At 42.3% G+C, this 17,583-nt stretch carries 18 protein-coding genes; 16 read left to right on the top strand and 2 right to left on the bottom strand.

The features are described from left to right. Positions 1-104: 104 nt before the first annotated feature. From C6W21_RS08275 to yajC, 7 genes are all read left to right on the top strand, one after another. Entirely contained in the window at positions 105-605 is a 501-nt protein-coding gene (locus C6W21_RS08275; protein ID WP_189318173.1) for an intercompartmental signaling factor BofC, read from the top strand. Between the two features lie 148 nt (positions 606-753). After that, positions 754-1,359, top strand: a complete 606-nt coding sequence (ruvA, locus tag C6W21_RS08270) for a Holliday junction branch migration protein RuvA (RefSeq protein ID WP_106049957.1) — start codon at positions 754-756, stop codon at positions 1,357-1,359. An 11-nt stretch (positions 1,360-1,370) separates the two neighbouring features. After that, positions 1,371-2,375: a Holliday junction branch migration DNA helicase RuvB gene (ruvB, locus tag C6W21_RS08265; RefSeq protein WP_106049956.1), complete on the top strand. Its 1,005-nt coding sequence runs from the start codon at positions 1,371-1,373 to the stop codon at positions 2,373-2,375. Continuing rightward, positions 2,368-2,568: a DUF2905 domain-containing protein gene (locus C6W21_RS08260; RefSeq protein WP_012010741.1), complete on the top strand. Its 201-nt coding sequence runs from the start codon at positions 2,368-2,370 to the stop codon at positions 2,566-2,568. Before ruvB ends, C6W21_RS08260 begins: the two co-directional genes overlap by 8 nt. 34 nt (positions 2,569-2,602) lie before the next feature. Then, entirely contained in the window at positions 2,603-3,631 is a 1,029-nt protein-coding gene (queA, locus tag C6W21_RS08255) for a tRNA preQ1(34) S-adenosylmethionine ribosyltransferase-isomerase QueA (RefSeq protein ID WP_106049955.1), read from the top strand. A gap of 31 nt (positions 3,632-3,662) precedes the next feature. Beyond that, a complete protein-coding gene (gene tgt, locus C6W21_RS08250; protein WP_106049954.1) occupies positions 3,663-4,808 on the top strand; it encodes a tRNA guanosine(34) transglycosylase Tgt in 1,146 nt (381 codons plus the stop codon). A gap of 47 nt (positions 4,809-4,855) precedes the next feature. Then, the gene (gene yajC / locus C6W21_RS08245) at positions 4,856-5,122 is read left to right on the top strand and encodes a preprotein translocase subunit YajC (protein ID WP_003216659.1); all 267 of its coding nucleotides are present in this window, start codon (positions 4,856-4,858) and stop codon (positions 5,120-5,122) included. A gap of 49 nt (positions 5,123-5,171) precedes the next feature. Here yajC and C6W21_RS08240 read toward each other — a convergent pair whose 3' ends face one another. Next, positions 5,172-5,549, bottom strand: a complete 378-nt coding sequence (locus C6W21_RS08240) for a TIGR04086 family membrane protein (RefSeq protein WP_106049953.1) — start codon at positions 5,547-5,549, stop codon at positions 5,172-5,174. Positions 5,550-5,714: 165 nt separating this feature from the next. Between C6W21_RS08240 and C6W21_RS08235 the strand changes: the two genes are divergently transcribed. After that, positions 5,715-6,377, top strand: coding sequence for a DUF421 domain-containing protein (locus C6W21_RS08235; protein ID WP_106049952.1), 663 nt, complete (start codon positions 5,715-5,717; stop codon positions 6,375-6,377). A gap of 1 nt (position 6,378) precedes the next feature. Here C6W21_RS08235 and spoVB read toward each other — a convergent pair whose 3' ends face one another. Beyond that, positions 6,379-7,929: a stage V sporulation protein B gene (gene spoVB, locus C6W21_RS08230; RefSeq protein ID WP_106049951.1), complete on the bottom strand. Its 1,551-nt coding sequence runs from the start codon at positions 7,927-7,929 to the stop codon at positions 6,379-6,381. A 115-nt stretch (positions 7,930-8,044) separates the two neighbouring features. Between spoVB and C6W21_RS08225 the strand changes: the two genes are divergently transcribed. The 8 genes from C6W21_RS08225 (at position 8,045) to dtd (ending at position 17,498) form a co-directional block, all read left to right on the top strand. Then, the gene (locus C6W21_RS08225; RefSeq protein ID WP_003216788.1) at positions 8,045-8,341 is read left to right on the top strand and encodes a post-transcriptional regulator; all 297 of its coding nucleotides are present in this window, start codon (positions 8,045-8,047) and stop codon (positions 8,339-8,341) included. Positions 8,342-8,382: 41 nt separating this feature from the next. Beyond that, positions 8,383-10,611 carry a protein translocase subunit SecDF gene (gene secDF, locus C6W21_RS08220; protein ID WP_106056116.1) on the top strand — a complete coding sequence of 743 codons (2,229 nt, stop codon included), beginning with the start codon at positions 8,383-8,385 and terminating at the stop codon, positions 10,609-10,611. 186 nt (positions 10,612-10,797) lie between these two features. Continuing rightward, positions 10,798-11,286, top strand: coding sequence for a cation:proton antiporter regulatory subunit (locus C6W21_RS08215; RefSeq protein WP_106049949.1), 489 nt, complete (start codon positions 10,798-10,800; stop codon positions 11,284-11,286). Between the two features lie 101 nt (positions 11,287-11,387). Continuing rightward, positions 11,388-11,741, top strand: coding sequence for a LapA family protein (locus C6W21_RS08210; protein ID WP_106049948.1), 354 nt, complete (start codon positions 11,388-11,390; stop codon positions 11,739-11,741). Positions 11,742-11,822: 81 nt separating this feature from the next. Beyond that, the gene (gene recJ / locus C6W21_RS08205) at positions 11,823-14,147 is read left to right on the top strand and encodes a single-stranded-DNA-specific exonuclease RecJ (protein ID WP_106049947.1); all 2,325 of its coding nucleotides are present in this window, start codon (positions 11,823-11,825) and stop codon (positions 14,145-14,147) included. A gap of 23 nt (positions 14,148-14,170) precedes the next feature. Continuing rightward, complete coding sequence (locus tag C6W21_RS08200; RefSeq protein WP_003216770.1) at positions 14,171-14,683, top strand: adenine phosphoribosyltransferase; 513 nt, start codon at positions 14,171-14,173, stop codon at positions 14,681-14,683. Between the two features lie 142 nt (positions 14,684-14,825). Then, positions 14,826-17,036: a RelA/SpoT family protein gene (locus C6W21_RS08195; RefSeq protein ID WP_106049946.1), complete on the top strand. Its 2,211-nt coding sequence runs from the start codon at positions 14,826-14,828 to the stop codon at positions 17,034-17,036. A gap of 18 nt (positions 17,037-17,054) precedes the next feature. Continuing rightward, positions 17,055-17,498 carry a D-aminoacyl-tRNA deacylase gene (gene dtd, locus C6W21_RS08190; RefSeq protein ID WP_106049945.1) on the top strand — a complete coding sequence of 148 codons (444 nt, stop codon included), beginning with the start codon at positions 17,055-17,057 and terminating at the stop codon, positions 17,496-17,498. Positions 17,499-17,583: the final 85 nt, after the last annotated feature.

The following is a 17,583-nucleotide window of genomic DNA, read 5'->3' as shown; positions in this document are numbered from 1 at the left end:
ATATTCATGTTATCGATTTGGTTAATGTTTAGAAAAATGGGTCAAACTACATATGTCGTGCATCGATCTCATGTTCTAAAGAGGTGTAAATAGTGAAAGTGAAGATGAAATGTTTCGTTACAGGACTTATCATGACAAGTGTGCTTTTTTTCGCTGCGGATATGGAAGGAAAAGAACACTTGCAAAAGCAGTCAAACTCTATCATCGTGCAGCTGGAAAAAGTCTATCTAGACGGAGATGTGAGTATTGAAAGACACCGGGCATCATTAGAAGACAAAGACACATTCTGGTCGCAGTATAAAGGCTGGACGCTAGTAGAACAGAAAGAGGATTTTGCACTTTTTAGAAAGCAAATTGATGATATCTCTCCATTAAGTAAAGCAAATGGATATATCGGATTATCAGAGGACGGTGTGATTTCTACGTTTCATGGAAGGCCTGACGGCTGGGCGGAGCCCATTCATCTCTTTTTTCAAATTGATACGTCCCGTTTAGAAAGTCATGTGGAAGAGCAGCTTGAGCAAGGCATTCCTTTTCGAACAAAGGATGAATTTGAGCATGTGCTTGAAGTCATGAAGCCTTACCGAAATGAAATATCGTTTTAAAGCGTATAACAGCTTGCTGGTGTGAAGTCCGCAAGCTGTTTTTCGTGGTCTCATCGTAAAAATGTATTGAGCGAACGTATGTTAACTTTTATTGCGGTTTTCTTCTCGATTTATGTTACAATGAAGAACAGTCAAAGAGGTGAAAACGGTGATAGAGTTTGTAAAAGGGACCATTGATTATGTGTGCCCGCAATATGTTGTCATAGAAAACGGCGGAGTGGGATATCAAGTCTATAGCCCAAACCCGTTTATCTATCAAGTAAACAAACAAGAAACGATTTATACGTATCATTACATAAAGGAAGACGCTTTTTCGTTATATGGATTTCAAACGCGAGAAGAAAAAGCGCTGTTCACAAAACTGTTAAATGTCACGGGGATTGGACCGAAGGGGGCTCTAGCGATTCTTGCTTCCGGTGATCCTGGCGCTGTCATTTCAGCGATAGAACGTGAAGATGAAGCGTTCCTGATTAAGTTCCCTGGTGTTGGCAAAAAGACAGCTCGCCAAATCATTCTCGATCTAAAAGGAAAGCTAGCCGATGTCGTACCGGAAATGATTGGCAACTTATTTAATCACGAGGACCATATTCAGGTCGAAACGCAGCAAACGGCATTAGACGAAGCGCTTGAAGCCTTAAATGTTCTTGGATACGGTGATCGTGAAATTAAAAAGATTCTTCCATTATTAAAAGAAGAAAAGAATCTCACAACCGATCAATATGTGAAAAAAGCTTTACAAAAAATGTTGAAATAGGGTGATGTCTCATGGATGAACGGCTCGTCTCAACTGAAGCAGACAACCATGAATCAGCCATTGAGCAAAGTCTGCGGCCACAGACACTTAGCCAATATATCGGTCAGCAAAAAGTAAAGGATAACCTCAGCGTGTTTATTGAAGCTGCCCGGATGAGGCAGGAAACACTCGATCATGTCCTTTTATACGGACCGCCTGGACTCGGGAAAACAACGCTCGCGTCAATTATTGCCAATGAAATGAATGTTCAGCTACGGACAACGTCTGGACCAGCGATTGAACGTCCTGGCGATTTGGCGGCGATTTTAACTTCTCTTGAGCCAGGTGATGTGTTGTTTATAGATGAAATTCATCGCTTGCAGCGTTCAATTGAGGAAGTGCTTTATCCGGCAATGGAGGATTTTTGTTTAGATATCGTCATTGGCAAAGGAGATACAGCACGCTCTGTACGGCTTGATTTACCGCCATTTACACTTGTAGGTGCCACGACCCGTGTAGGGCTTTTAACAGCACCGCTTCGTGACAGGTTTGGGGTACATGCAAGATTGGAATACTATGAGCAAAGAGATTTGGCTCACATTGTGGCAAGAACAGCCGAGCTGTTCGAGATTGGGATCGATCTTCGCTCAGCCGAAGAGATTGCAAGACGTTCTCGGGGCACGCCAAGGGTTGCCAATCGTCTGCTCAGAAGAGTAAGAGATTTTGCGCAGGTGCTTGGGAATCAAGCGATTACCGAGGACATTGCGGAAGATGCTCTTGAGCGCCTTCAAGTCGACAGGCTTGGCCTTGATCATATCGATCATAAGCTGCTTTTAAGTATGATCGAAAAATTTAGAGGCGGTCCTGTAGGGCTTGATACAATCTCAGCGACAATTGGAGAAGAATCACATACGATTGAAGATGTGTACGAACCGTATTTACTGCAAATTGGTTTCCTGCAAAGAACACCAAGAGGACGGGTCGTCACAAGAGAAGCGTATGAACATTTTCAAATGGAGGTTCCGATTCGTGACTGAATTCCCTAAAATATTGATGATTTTAGGTGGCGTCCTTTTTGCCGCAGGATTAGTATTTCAATTGGTTGGTAAGCTTCCAGGTGATATTTTTGTGAAAAAAGGAAATGTGACGTTCTTTTTTCCTGTGATAACATGCATTGTCATTAGCATCGTGCTAACCATATTACTTAATATCTTTGGACGGATGAAATAACGTTAACTAGTTAACTACAGAATAGGTGAAGGAAATGAAGCTAGAACTATTTGATTTTGATTTACCAGAAAGATTAATTGCACAAGTGCCGCTTGAAAAACGAGATGCATCAAGACTGATGGTCTTAAACAAAAAAAACGGTGCAATCAAACATGATACATTTTCACAAATCACGGATTATTTTCAAACGGGTGATTGCCTCGTTTTAAACAACACACGCGTTCTGCCGGCACGTTTGTTTGGAATGAAAGAGGGTACAGGTGCAAAAGTTGAACTTCTTCTATTAAAACAAGAGGAAGGAGACAACTGGGAAACACTTGTAAAACCAGCCAAACGGGTGAAAAAAGGAACGGTTATCACCTTTGGTGATGGACGGCTTCAAGCGGTATGTACAGAGGAATTGGAACATGGCGGAAGAAAAGTTGAATTTCAGTATACCGGCATTTTTTATGAAGTACTTGAATCCCTCGGTGAAATGCCTCTGCCTCCTTATATTAAAGAGCAGCTTGACGATCGTGAACGGTATCAAACGGTGTATTCGAAAGAGGTTGGCTCCGCTGCTGCTCCAACTGCCGGTCTTCACTTTACAACCGAGCTGCTGGATGCGCTGAAAGCAAAAGGTGTGCATATAGCTTTCATTACGCTGCACGTGGGGCTTGGCACTTTTCGTCCGGTCAGTGCAGAACGTATTGAAGAACACGAAATGCACGCAGAGTTTTACGAAATGAATGAAGAAACAGCAGAAGAGCTCAATCGCGTTCGCAAGGAAGGCGGACGAATTATTTCAGTTGGGACAACGTCAACGAGAACGCTCGAAACTATTGCAAGTGCGCATGACGGCGAATTCAAAGCGTCAAGCGGCTGGACGTCAATCTTTATTTACCCTGGTTATACATTCAAGGCAATTGATGGCATGATCACGAATTTCCATCTGCCAAAATCCTCATTAATCATGCTTGTCAGCGCATTAGCTGGACGAGAGCATGTCCTAAAAGCGTACAATGAGGCTGTAAAAGAGGAATACCGATTCTTCAGCTTTGGCGATGCCATGCTGATTCAATAACATTATACAACAAAGACAGGAGGGCTCATTTTTGTCGCAATTACCGATACGTTATGAGTTCATTAAATCATGCAAACAAACAGGTGCTCGACTAGGACGCGTTCATACACCGCACGGCTCCTTTGAAACACCTGTATTTATGCCGGTAGGTACACTGGCTACAGTCAAAACGATGGCACCTGAAGAACTAAAGGCAATGGAAGCAGGCATCATCTTAAGCAATACGTACCACCTTTGGCTCCGTCCGGGTCATGACATTGTGAAAGAAGCAGGCGGCCTGCACAAATTTATGAACTGGGATCGAGCGATTCTGACCGATTCAGGTGGATTCCAAGTATTCTCTTTGAGTGAATTTAGAAAAATTGAAGAAGAAGGCGTCCACTTCCGTAATCACTTAAACGGAGACAAGCTGTTCCTTTCTCCTGAGAAGGCCATGGACATCCAAAATGCGCTTGGCTCTGATATTATGATGGCATTTGATGAATGCCCGCCATATCCAGCAGAATATGATTACATGAAACGTTCTGTTGAGCGGACAAGCAGATGGGCAGAGCGCTGTCTAGAAGCGCACCAGCGTCCAGAGGATCAAGGGCTGTTTGGAATTGTCCAAGGCGGAGAATACGAAGAGCTTCGAAAACAAAGTGCAAAAGATCTGGTTTCACTTGATTTCCCAGGCTACGCCATCGGAGGCTTATCTGTTGGTGAACCAAAAGATGTGATGAACCGTGTACTGGAGTTCACAACGCCATTGTTACCGGCAGACAAGCCAAGGTACTTAATGGGTGTCGGCTCACCAGATTCCTTAATTGACGGTGCCATTCGCGGTGTAGATATGTTTGACTGCGTTCTGCCGACGCGAATTGCAAGAAACGGCACGTTGATGACAAGCGAAGGACGTCTTGTTGTGAAAAATGCAAAATATGAGCGTGATTTCAGACCAATCGATGAAAATTGTGACTGCTACACATGTAAAAACTACACACGCGCTTATATTAGACATTTAATCAAAACAAATGAAACGTTCGGAATTCGATTAACAACTTATCATAATCTTCATTTTCTGTTAAAATTAATGGAGCAAGTGAGAGAAGCTATCCGTGAGGATCGTTTAGGTGATTTTAAAGAAGAGTTTTTTGAGCGTTACGGCTTTAATGAACCGAATGCGAAAAACTTTTAACGCATAAACGAAAGGCTTTATAATGCTTTAGAAAGGGGTGAAATAGAATGGATGGTGGTATGGGTTCAATCATTATGATTGTTGTCATGTTTGCTGTGCTTTACTTCTTGTTAATCCGTCCACAGCAAAAGCAACAAAAAGCTGTGCGTCAGATGCAGCAATCTTTATCAAAAGGCGATAAAATCGTTACAATCGGTGGTTTACACGGTGAAATCGACTACATTGATGAATCAAAAGTGGTTATCAAAACAAGCGAGAACAACCGTTTAACTTTCGATCGACGTGCTATTAGAGAATTAGCTGACAAAGGCTAATCCTCCGATACATAGCCATAAAAAAAGAGCGATATGATCCGCTCTTTTTTTATTTGCCTCGAAGGTTGACGCCAATCATTCCGCCCAGCATGCAAATCCCTAGAAATGCTCCATGATAGATGAACTGCTCTGGTGAAAAGGTTTCTCCAAACCCTAAATATTGAAACAAGAATACAGTGAGAGAAAAGATCATAGAAGTGATTGCACCAATAAGCCAGCCGCGCTCCTTTGCTTTCCCTCCAGCAATGATCCCCCCTAATAAAAGTGCCACAAAGGACAAAATCATAATCATCCATTTAAACGATGATTCCTGCATACTTGTGAAGGTAAGCATGAGCGATACAAGTAAGCTTGTGACAATCATCACGATAAAAATGGCCATTAAGCCGGATAAAATCCCTTTTCCGATTTGTTTCGTTTCCTGCATGTGATTCGTCTCCTCTCCAATTGACCGAAGCTTGTCTTTTACTAAAATGTATTCACTGTGAAGAAAAAATAGACATGTTTCTCACGATAAAAACAGAGGCTTTCTTTTCTACATAAATAAAGTGTTTTGACACAAGCTATGGTGGAGAAGGAGGGGTTACATCACATGCAGGACATCTTGATAATCTCCATGAGAACAATCATTTTATATTTTCTTATTTGGTTTATTTTTCGGTTAATGGGCAAGAGAGAAATTGGCGAATTGAGTATTTTAGATCTTGTCATTTTTATGATGATCGCAGAAATTGCGGTTCTCGCCATAGAAGAAGTCGAGGATCACATGTTACATACGGTATGGCCAATCCTTCTGTTAACCTTCATTCAAATCATACTTGCCTACCTCTCATTGAAATTCCAAGGTGTCCGGCGCTTTCTTGACGGCAAACCGACCTTGCTCATCATCAATGGGAAAATCGACGAGGGTGCGATGAGAAAGCAGCGATACAATTTTGATGACCTGCTCATTCAATTAAGAGAAAACAACATCGATAGCATTCAGGATGTCTCTTACGCCATTTTAGAGCCATCAGGAAAGCTTGCGGTCGTTGAAAAAGAAAACAAGCACACACACGGAGCGCTTGAGCTGCCACTTATTGCTGATGGTGTTGTACAGCACGATCATCTGAAGCAAATTAATCAAAATGAACAGTGGCTGAAAGATGAGCTTGCCAAAAGAGGCTATCATGAAATTGATCATATTTCCTACTGCAGCTTTAATCAAAAGACATTTTATATTGATTTGAAAGATGAAGTGATCAAGAAGAGATGAACTAGAGCAGTTTCCCAATGAACGGGATACGGCGAAGCTCTTCTCGCTTCACCAGCCCTAGACAGATTAATAGAATGACATATAGCACACACGTAACAAAGATCAGCAACACAAGCTCAATAGGAGCAGAAAAGAGCCCATTTACTTGAGATTTCAGCCAAAGGCTGACAGCCCCGGTGCCGATAATCACAAGAACGCATATCCCATATTCCTTCACTGGTAAATGAATAGGCAGTACTTTACCGACAGTTGCCGCATGAAGCAGCGTGACAAGGACAATGCCGATTAATATCGCCAGTGCTGCCCCCATAATGCCAAAGCCCGGCTGTGAAGCAAGGACAAAAATCATCCCTGTTTTCACAACAGCACCTATCAGACTGTTCGTCATCGCCGCACCAGCTAAATTGAGAGCTTGCAGGACAGCTTGAAGCGGTCCTTGAAAATAATATAGAAGAAAAAATGGAGCCATGAATTTCACATAGATAGCCGCATGCGATGAACCATACATAAAGAGCGTTAAATCTTCTGCATATACGAAAAGAATAATACAGGAAATACCTCCGCTTAGTAGACAAAGACGCATCGCCTGCTTCAGCCGGTATTCGACCGTTTTACGTTTGTTCTGCTCCATTCCTTCACTGATCGCCGGGACCAATGCAGTGGAGAGAGAGTACGTAATAAAGCTAGGCAGTGTCAAAAGGGTCAGCGCAAGACCAGTCAACTCCCCGTACTGCCTTGTCGCCTCTACAGCCGCATATCCAGCAAGGGCAAGACTTTGCGCAACAACTATCGGCTCTAAAAACCACGAAATATTCCCGATGAAACGGCTGCCTGTTGTTGGGAGGGCAATACTCATCAGCTGCTTAAACGTGTCCTTACCGTCATGAATCGCCTTAAAAAATCGTTTTCGAATGTGAATGGTCTTTTTATAACGAAAGGCGATCAGTAAATAAGCAAGTGAAATCATCTCTCCAATGACAGATGAAATCATCGCTCCAGCAGCCGCATATTCAATCCCATAAGGAAGGAAAGCTGTTGTACATACTGCCACTAGAGAAATTCTTGCGACCTGTTCCAGTACTTGAGATATTGCAAGCGGGCTCATTTGCTGTCTGCCTTGAAAATATCCTCTTAACACACTGGAAATGGCGATGACTGGGACTACGGGAGTAATGGCAAGCAGTGGATAGACCGTTCTAGGATCTGTCAGCATCTTTTCTGCCATGATGGGTGCAAACCATAAAAAGAGAGGCGTGAATATCAGGCTGAGTGTCCCTGTTATTGCAAGGGACATGACCAGAATACGTTTTGTTTTCTGTTTGTCACCCCGGGCTTCTGCTTCTGCGACAAGCTTGCTAATAGCGACAGGCAGTCCGAATTGTGTCAGCGTCACAGCGAGAAAAAAGGTAGGGGCAGCCATCATATAAAGCCCGACTCCTTCTTCGCCAATGAACCTTGCAATCACAATTCGATTGACAAAACCCAATATTCTCGTGATAAAACCTGCTAAAATTAAAATAATCGTGCCCTTTAAAAACGTTTGCTTCGTCAAATCAAAGATCACCTGCCTTCTCAAACGACATAGAATCATATACAATAAGATATGCGTGTATATCGTCCAAGCATGACAAGTCTCTCGATAAAAACTGAAAAGGGGGAGCATCCCATTGACACAACATCCGGCTGCAATTTACAAAGACCATTTAAAGCCTTTTCTGTTCAGTAAGCTTGAAGAATTCATCGTTTTGGGCTATAAAGATGTAGATTTAGAGGAATTATGGTCATACTTAGAGAATAAGAAGTGGAAGAAAAAACAAGAGTATCCGATTCATGAAATGGTTGCAGATATTTTATCTGTGAAAATTGGCGAATTTATGAACTATGCAACCGTTCAGTCGTTTAAAACGTCTGCTTTTTTGGACAGTGAAGATGGCAAGAATATGCTAGATGAACTGTTGAAATAAGCCATCTTAATGGATTCAGGTGTTTAAGGAGGAAATACATAATGAAAAAAGGGCGCATTCTTGCGTTTTTCTTAGTGGTTCTGTTAATCGGAACTGGCGTAGGCTTACTAACAAAGCCTGTTGCGAAAGATATGACGCTAGGGCTGGATTTGCAGGGTGGATTTGAAGTCCTGTATGATGTACATCCAGTGAAAAAAGAGGACAAGATCACAAATAGTGTCCTCGTCAGTACAGTGGAGGCTTTAAACCGAAGAGCCAATGTGCTAGGTGTAAGTGAGCCGAACATCTCGATTGAAGGCAACAATCGTATCCGCGTGCAGCTTGCGGGGGTAAAAGATCAAAACAGAGCTAGGGAGATTCTTTCCACTGAAGCACAGCTATCCTTCAGAGATACGAATGATAAAGAACTCCTAAACGGAGCTGATCTGGTCGAAAACAGTGCAAAACAAACATTCAGTCAAACGAATGAGCCAATTGTGACGGTTAAACTAAAGGATGCGAAAAAATTTGGTGACGTGACAAGAAAAGTAGCGGCGATGGCGCCGAATAACCAGCTTGTCATTTGGCTTGATTACCACAAAGGAGATTCCTTCAAAAAAGAAGTCTCAAAATCAAACCACAAGTATGTCTCTGCGCCGAATGTGAATCAAGAAATCAACAGCAGTGACGTGCAAATTGAAGGGAAATTTACTGTCCAAGAGGCAAAGGACCTTGCAAGTATTTTAAATGCTGGGGCATTGCCAGTGAAATTAACTGAAAAGTACTCCACATCAGTGAGTGCGCAATTCGGTGAACAGGCATTAAATGAGACTGTCTTTGCAGGGATTGTGGGAATTGCCCTCATTTTCTTATTCATGCTTTTTTATTACCGATTACCTGGTCTTATTGCTGTCATCACGTTATCAACGTACATCTACATTACCTTACAGGTGTTTGACTGGATGGGCGCTGTTCTGACACTGCCTGGAATTGCGGCACTGATTCTTGGAGTAGGGATGGCGGTTGATGCCAACATCATCACATATGAACGGATCAAAGAGGAGCTTAAGCTCGGTAAATCTGTCCGTTCTGCTTTCAGGTCAGGGAACCGCCGATCATTTGCGACCATCTTTGATGCGAACTTAACGAGTATTATTGCAGGGGGCGTCCTTTTCTTCTTCGGGACAAGTTCTGTAAAAGGGTTTGCAACTATGCTGATTCTTTCCATCTTAACGAGCTTTATTACGGCTGTATTCCTATCAAGATTCCTTCTTGGACTGCTTGTGGAAAGCCGCGCGCTCGATCGCAAGAAAGGCTGGTTTGGTGTCCGTCAAAAAGACATCATCGATATTCATGAAACAACAGAAAATACTGAACCAAAAACACCGTTTGATAAATGGGATTTTGTCAGCAAGCGAAAAGGTTTCATGATTTTCTCAGTAACCATTACCATTGCGGGGATTATTGCCCTTTCGATTTTCAAACTCAATGCGGGTATTGACTTTGCAAGTGGTACAAGAGTTGACATTCAAAGTGACCACAAGCTGTCAACTGCTCAAATCGAGCAAGACTTTCAAAAATTAGATCTTGATACAGACAGTGTTGTGTTATCTGGTCAAAAAGAAAATCAAACAGCGGCACGATTTGTTGGTGTGCCAAATAAAGAAAAAATCGCAGAAGTGAAAGATTACTTTAAAGATAAGTATGGAACAGAACCGAATGTCAGTACGGTGTCTCCTACTGTCGGAAAAGAACTTGCTCGTAACGCCTTATATGCCATCATCATCGCTTCGATTGGGATCATTATTTATGTCTCTATTCGATTTGAATATAAAATGGCCATTGCAGCGATTGCTTCCCTCTTATATGATGCATTCTTTATTGTGGCATTCTTTAGTATCACACGGTTAGAGGTAGATGTGACCTTCATTGCGGCGATCCTCACGGTGATCGGGTATTCGATCAATGACACGATCGTGACGTTCGATAGGGTACGTGAACAAATGAAGAAACGTAAACCAAAAACGGTAAAAGATCTATCTTACATCGTCAACTTGAGTTTACAGCAAACCTTTACACGATCTATCAATACGGTACTCACTGTCGTGATCGTTGTCATTGCGCTGCTTATCTTCGGATCAGCGTCTATTACAAACTTCTCCATTGCCTTACTTGTCGGCCTGTTAACAGGGGTGTACTCATCTCTATATATCGCAGCGCAAATTTGGCTCATATGGAAAAGCCGTGAGCTGAAAAAGCCGGCGAAAATTGATACTGAGCAAGATATTTAATGTAGCAAGACTGCCTGAACGGCAGTCTTTTTTCTGTAGTTTTTCCGGAAAATAAGATGATTCGAAAAAACATTTCGGGTTTCATTGATCTTGAAATGGTCTTTTGCTATAATGACATACGTTTAGATCAGTATAGGAAGCAAGTGTCTGTTTGGGGCATTTGGCTTATTCATTGGAGGGGCTGTTATGAAGGTTCGGGAAACTGAACTGCCAGGTATCGGTCACAAAGCCGAAATGATCACAAGAAATAATGAGAAGCTTGCCATCATTACACACGATGACGGCAGGAGAGAAATGTATCATTTTCAAGAGGACGACCATGAAGAATCTATTTCTGGTATCTTGCTAAACGATGAAGAAGCAAGACAAATTGCAGCTATTTTAGGTGGCATGGTATATAAGCCGAAAGCGCTTGAAACTGTAGAAGTAGCCATTGATGAACTGATGATTGAATGGTTTAAGATTGAAAAAAATGCACCAGCTGTTCAGCAGACAATCGGAGACCTCAATGTCAGCCAAAACGATCAAGTAACAGTCATCGCTATCGTGAGAAAATCACATGAGAAGATTTTAATTCCAGGACCTGAAACGGCTATTGAAGAAGGGGATACCCTTGTTATTTCTGGAGAAAGACAAGAAATAAAGAATCTCATTAAAGAAAAACTCAGCAGCTAATCATGCCCATGCTGATAGATTTTCTTCCGCTCATTTCTTTCTGTGTTTAAAAAGGACAATAAAAAGGGAAGAATAAAAGAAAAAGCTTGGGGGATATGTAGATGAACAAACAACAATGGACCATCATACTCGCATTTATTTTCGTATTAATTGTCTCAGTATTTGCCGTGATCAATGTGCGGCCAGTGCAAGTTGACTACTTATTTGGATCGGCTGAATGGCCGCTGATCCTTGTCATTATTGGTTCTGTGCTCATGGGCGGACTCATTGTGGCTTTTGCAGGGATTTTCCAAATTGTGAAACTGAAACGTGAACTAAAGGTATTAAAAGCTGAGCGTGAATCCGCACCTGCACCTGCTGTTTCAAATAAAAAGATCGGCAAAGACGTTCAAAAGAAACCGAATGTGACGCCTTTAAAAGAACAGCCAGCATCATTTGATCGGAAGGAAAAATAATCTTCCAGCACAATTTCATAAAATAAAAATTGAAACCCCTCAGGCCACTCTAGTATAATAGTGTGGTTGAGGGGTGAATTTATGTTATTATCCAAAATGCGCTGGGAATATGAACATCCAAGCGAAGAAAAAGTGAAATCACTCTCTGAAAATCTGAATATTTCAGCGCTGACTGCATCGCTTCTTGTAAAAAGAGGACTCGAAGAAGTAGAAGAAGCGAGGTCTTTTTTATTTGATCAAAAAGCCGAATTTCATGATCCGTTTCTATTAAAAGGAATGAAAGAAGCAGTAGAGCGCATCAACAAAGCGATCGAAGAGCAGGAATCGATTGTGATCTTCGGAGACTATGATGCGGATGGTGTGACAAGTACGTCTGTGCTTTTACATACATTAAAAGAGCGGTCTGCGAAAGTAGACTTTTATATTCCAGATCGATTTAAAGAAGGCTATGGGCCTAATGAACAGGCTTTTCGATATATCAAAGAGCAAGGCGCATCGCTTGTCATCACGGTCGATACAGGCATTGCAGCTGTAAATGAAGCACGCATTGCAAAAGAAATAGGGTTAGACCTGATCATTACAGATCACCATGAACCAAGTGAGGAGCTGCCTGAGGCACTTGCGATTGTCCATCCTAAGCAGCCAGGCTGTGAGTATCCTTTTAAAGAACTTGCCGGTGTAGGCGTAGCGTTTAAAGTGGCGCATGCACTTCTTGGGAAGCTGCCAGCTCAGCTGTTAGATCTTGCGGCAATTGGGACAATAGCGGATCTTGTGCCGCTTCATGATGAGAATAGATGGCTCGCTAAAAAAGGGCTTATGCAGCTTAGGCAGTCGAATAGACCGGGGCTGAAGGCGTTATTGAAAGAAGCGGGCGCTACTCTTGAAGAAGCAAATGAGGAAACGGTCGGCTTTCAAATTGCGCCAAGGCTGAATGCTGTAGGACGAATTGAACAGGCAGATCCAGCTGTTCATCTTCTCATGACAGAGGATAAGGATGAAGCAGAAGAGCTCGCTCGTTTTGTACAAGAACTCAATAAAGAACGTCAAAAAATTGTGAGTACGATCACAGAAGAAGCCATTCAAATGGTGGAAGAGACAGGCGATGACCAGTCTGCTATTGTTGTAGCGAAAGCTGGCTGGAATCCAGGTGTTGTCGGAATTGTTGCCTCTAAATTGACGGATACTTTTTCTCGTCCGGCGATTGTGCTTGGAATAGATGAAGAGACGCAAATGGCAAAAGGATCAGCACGGAGTATTCCTGGCTTCGATCTATTTTTCCATTTAAGCAAATGCCGCGACATTCTGCCGCATTTTGGCGGGCACCCGATGGCCGCGGGTATGACACTTCGAGTGGATGATGTTCCTTTACTAAGGGAAAGATTAAATCAATATGCGAATGAAACGTTGACAGAAGAAGATTTTATTCCGATTCAGCGGGTCGATGCCGTATGCAAGGTAGACGAATTGACGGTTGAAGCGATTGAAGAAGTGGGGATGCTGTCACCATTTGGCATGCAGAATCCAAAGCCGTTCATCATGATTGAAGATGCGCGGCTTGAAGAGATCCGAACAATTGGGGCAAATCAGAATCATATTAAAATGTCTCTGAAAGACGAAGACAAGCTGCTTGACTGTGTCGGTTTTCATCAAGGTCAATTAAAAGAAGAAATTGTCACAGGCAGCCGCATTTCCGTCATTGGTGAAATGTCCATCAATGAATGGAATAACCGGAAGAAACCTCAGCTCATGCTAAAAGATGCTCGAGTAGATGAATGGCAGCTGTTTGATTTGCGCGGCAAAAAGGATTGGGAAAAGACAATCTCCACGCTTGATCCAGAAAAATATGTGGTGGTCTGTTTTGACGAAGAAACAAAACAGGAAGTCAATATCCCGATTCATCATGTCCATGCAGAAAATGTTTCAACGCTCGATGTAGAGGGCAAGTATGTCGTCTTTGCAGATGTTCCTGCAGATGAGCACTTGCTAAGGCAGCTTTTAGAAAGCCAAAAGCCAGCTAGAGTTTATACGGTTTTTCAAAGAAAAGAAGATCATTTTATGTCCTCTTTCCCTAGCCGTGATCAATTCAAATGGTTTTATGGGTTCTTGTTAAAACGAGGAAGTTTTCCCCTCAAAGAACAAGGAATGGAGCTTGCCAAACATAGAGGCTGGACAAAAGATACAATGATTTTTATGACAAAGGTGTTTTTTGAACTCGGGTTTGTTAAAATAGAGAATGGTGTGCTGTCAATAGTACGTGATGCCCCTAAAAAAGATTTAACGGCATCAGCATCCTATACAGCAAAACAACGATTGATGGAACTCGATCAAACACTAACATATTCCTCAGCCAAAGAGCTGAAGGAATGGCTGAATAGCATGATGAGCGAAGTCTCACCTGTGCTTTGACGTACGAGGAGGAAAAGGAAAAGATGGATTTAAAACAATATGTGACAGTTGTACCTGACTACCCAAAGGAAGGTGTACAATTTAAAGATATTACAACGTTAATGGATAAAGGCGAAGTGTACCGTTATGCAACGGATCAAATCGTTGAATACGCGAAGGAAAGAGACATTGATCTCATTGTTGGACCTGAAGCGCGTGGATTCATTATTGGCTGCCCTGTAGCGTACGCACTTGGTGTAGGTTTTGCACCGGTTCGTAAAGAAGGAAAGCTTCCTCGTGAAGTCGTTAAAGTCGAATACGGCTTAGAATATGGTAAAGATGTATTAACGATTCATAAAGATGCGATTCGTCCTGGTCAGCGTGTATTGATTACAGATGACTTACTTGCGACTGGTGGAACAATTGAAGCGTCCATCAAGCTTGTAGAGGAATTAGGCGGCGTTGTGGCAGGGATTGCATTCTTGATTGAGCTGACGTATCTGGATGGCAGAAAGAAGCTTGACGGTTACGACATCTTGACGTTAATGCAATACTAATGGAGTTTTACGAAAAAAGCACTCGGTAAGAAGGGTGCTTTTTTCCTATCAAAAATCTTTTAGCGGACTTCTTCTCTTTACATCTATCGAATTTTTCTTGATAATAAACTACAATACAGTTTTCATTTAAAAAGGTGATTCCATGGCGAACGAACAAGTTTTAACGGCGCAGCAGGTCATTGACAAGGCAAGAGAATACCTGCCCGCTGAACATATTCAATTTATAGAGCGAGCATATGAATATGCTGAGAATGCACATAAGGAGCAATACCGGAAATCTGGTGAGCCTTATATTATCCATCCAATTCAAGTGGCGGGGATTCTTGTTGACCTTGAAATGGACCCATCGACCATTGCAGGCGGTTTCCTGCACGATGTGGTCGAGGATACAGATGTGACATTACAGGATTTAAAAGAGCATTTTAACGAAGAAGTTGCGATGCTTGTTGATGGTGTAACAAAGCTCGGGAAGATTAAATATAAATCACAAGAAGAACAGCAGGCAGAAAACCATCGAAAAATGTTTGTGGCAATGGCGCAGGATATACGCGTCATCTTAATTAAACTGGCAGACCGTCTGCACAATATGAGAACGCTCAAACACCTTCCTCAGGAGAAGCAGCGAAGAATTTCAAATGAAACCCTTGAAATCTTTGCACCGCTTGCGCACAGATTGGGGATTTCCAAGATTAAGTGGGAGCTTGAAGATACAGCGCTCCGTTACTTAAATCCTCAGCAATATTACCGGATCGTGAATCTCATGAAGCGCAAACGAGCGGAACGTGAGGAATACTTGGACGAGGTTGTCAATGAAGTGAAAGACCGTGTGTCTGAGGTGAACATCAAGGCTGAATTTTCCGGCAGACCAAAGCATATTTATAGTATTTATCGCAAAATGGTCCTGCAAAATAAGCAGTTTAATGAAATTTATGATCTGCTGGCCGTTCGTATTTTGGTTGACAGCATTAAAGACTGCTATGCCGTGCTCGGGATTATCCATACATGCTGGAAGCCGATGCCAGGCAGATTTAAGGATTATATTGCGATGCCAAAGCCGAACATGTACCAATCCCTTCATACAACAGTGATTGGGCCAAAAGGTGACCCGCTTGAAGTTCAAATCCGTACAGTGGAAATGCATGAAATTGCAGAGTACGGAATTGCAGCGCACTGGGCATACAAAGAAGGAAAAGAGTCAGTAGAATCAACGGAGGAAGCTGTCTTCCAGAAGAAGCTCTCTTGGTTTAGAGAAATTCTTGAATTCCAAAATGAATCGACAGATGCAGAAGAGTTTATGGAATCGTTAAAGATCGATCTCTTCTCCGATATGGTGTTTGTGTTTACACCAAAAGGAGACGTCATTGAACTGCCGTCGGGTTCAGTTCCGATTGACTTCTCTTACCGGATTCACTCGGAAATTGGGAATAAAACGATCGGTGCTAAGGTCAACGGAAAGATGGTCACGCTCGATCATAAATTGAAAACAGGTGACATTATTGAAATTCTGACATCAAAGCACAGCTATGGGCCAAGTCAGGATTGGGTCAAACTTGCCCAAACCTCCCAAGCGAAGCACAAGATCAGACAGTTTTTCAAAAAACAGCGCCGTGAAGAAAATGTCGAAAAAGGCCGAGAACTCGTGGAGAAAGAAATCAAAAACCTTGAGTTTGATGTCAAAGACATACTGACAGCTGAAAATCTGCAAAAAGTGGCTGACAAATTTAATTTTTCAAACGAAGAGGACATGTATGCAGCGGTGGGTTATAACGGAATTACTGCACTTCAAGTCGCAAATCGTTTAACAGAAAAAGAAAGAAAACAAAGAGATCAAGAAGAACAGGAGAAAACTGTTCAAGAAGTGACAGTAGAGTCAAAGACGTATCATGGGAAAAAACGAGAAGCAGGCGTAAGAGTCAAAGGGATAGATAACCTGCTTGTCCGCTTATCTAAGTGCTGTAATCCTGTTCCAGGTGATAGCATTGTTGGGTTTATTACGAAAGGCAGAGGCGTATCTGTTCACCGTGATGACTGTCCGAACGTGAAGACAGGAGAAGCGCAGGAACGGTTAATCCCGGTAGAGTGGGAGCACGAACAGCCTGCTCGAAACCGTAAAGAATACAATGTGGAAATTGAAATATTAGGATATGATAGACGCGGCTTACTCAATGAGGTGCTTCAAGCAGTTAATGAAACCAAAACGAACATCTCTTCAGTTTCTGGGAAGTCTGACCGTAACAAAGTGGCGACGATCCATATGGCGATCTTTATTCAAAACATTAACCATTTGCACAAAGTGGTTGAACGCATTAAACAAATCAAAGACATTTACTCTGTTCGCCGATTCATGAATTAGAAAGGAAGTATATCGTCTATGAGGCTTGTTGTGCAGCGTGTGACAAGTGCATCTGTGAAGGTAGAAGAAGAGATCACAGGTGCCATCAATGAAGGATATTTGGTACTCGTTGGTGTCACACATGAAGATACAGAAGAAGATGTGCTTTATTTAGCAGAAAAGCTTGCACATTTACGGATTTTTGAAGATGAAAACGGGAAAATGAATCATTCGTTATTGGATGTAAAAGGAAGCGTCCTGTCTGTGTCTCAATTTACCCTTTATGGTGATACGAGAAAGGGCAGAAGGCCGAATTTTATGAAAGCAGCCAAGCCAGATGCCGCGAACTCCCTTTACGAATGTTTCAATAAAGCCCTTAGAGAAAAAGGCATTCATGTAGAAACTGGCCGCTTTGGCGCGATGATGGACGTGTCATTGACCAATTCAGGGCCCGTCACTATCTGGATGGATAGCAAAGAATAGATTCGCTTTAGACTGTAGGTAAACTCATGCAGGAGTTTGTTTAGAGTCTTTTTCTTTTGCGTTCAAATAAAAAAGAGGCGCAGTG

The sequence above is a fragment of the Bacillus sp. NMCN1 genome (assembly GCF_002998085.1).
In the GTDB taxonomy this organism is placed as follows: Bacteria; Bacillota; Bacilli; order Bacillales; family Bacillaceae; genus Bacillus.
The sequence above is the reverse complement of the archived record's forward strand: the minus strand, read 5'-3'. Positions and strand labels throughout refer to the sequence as shown.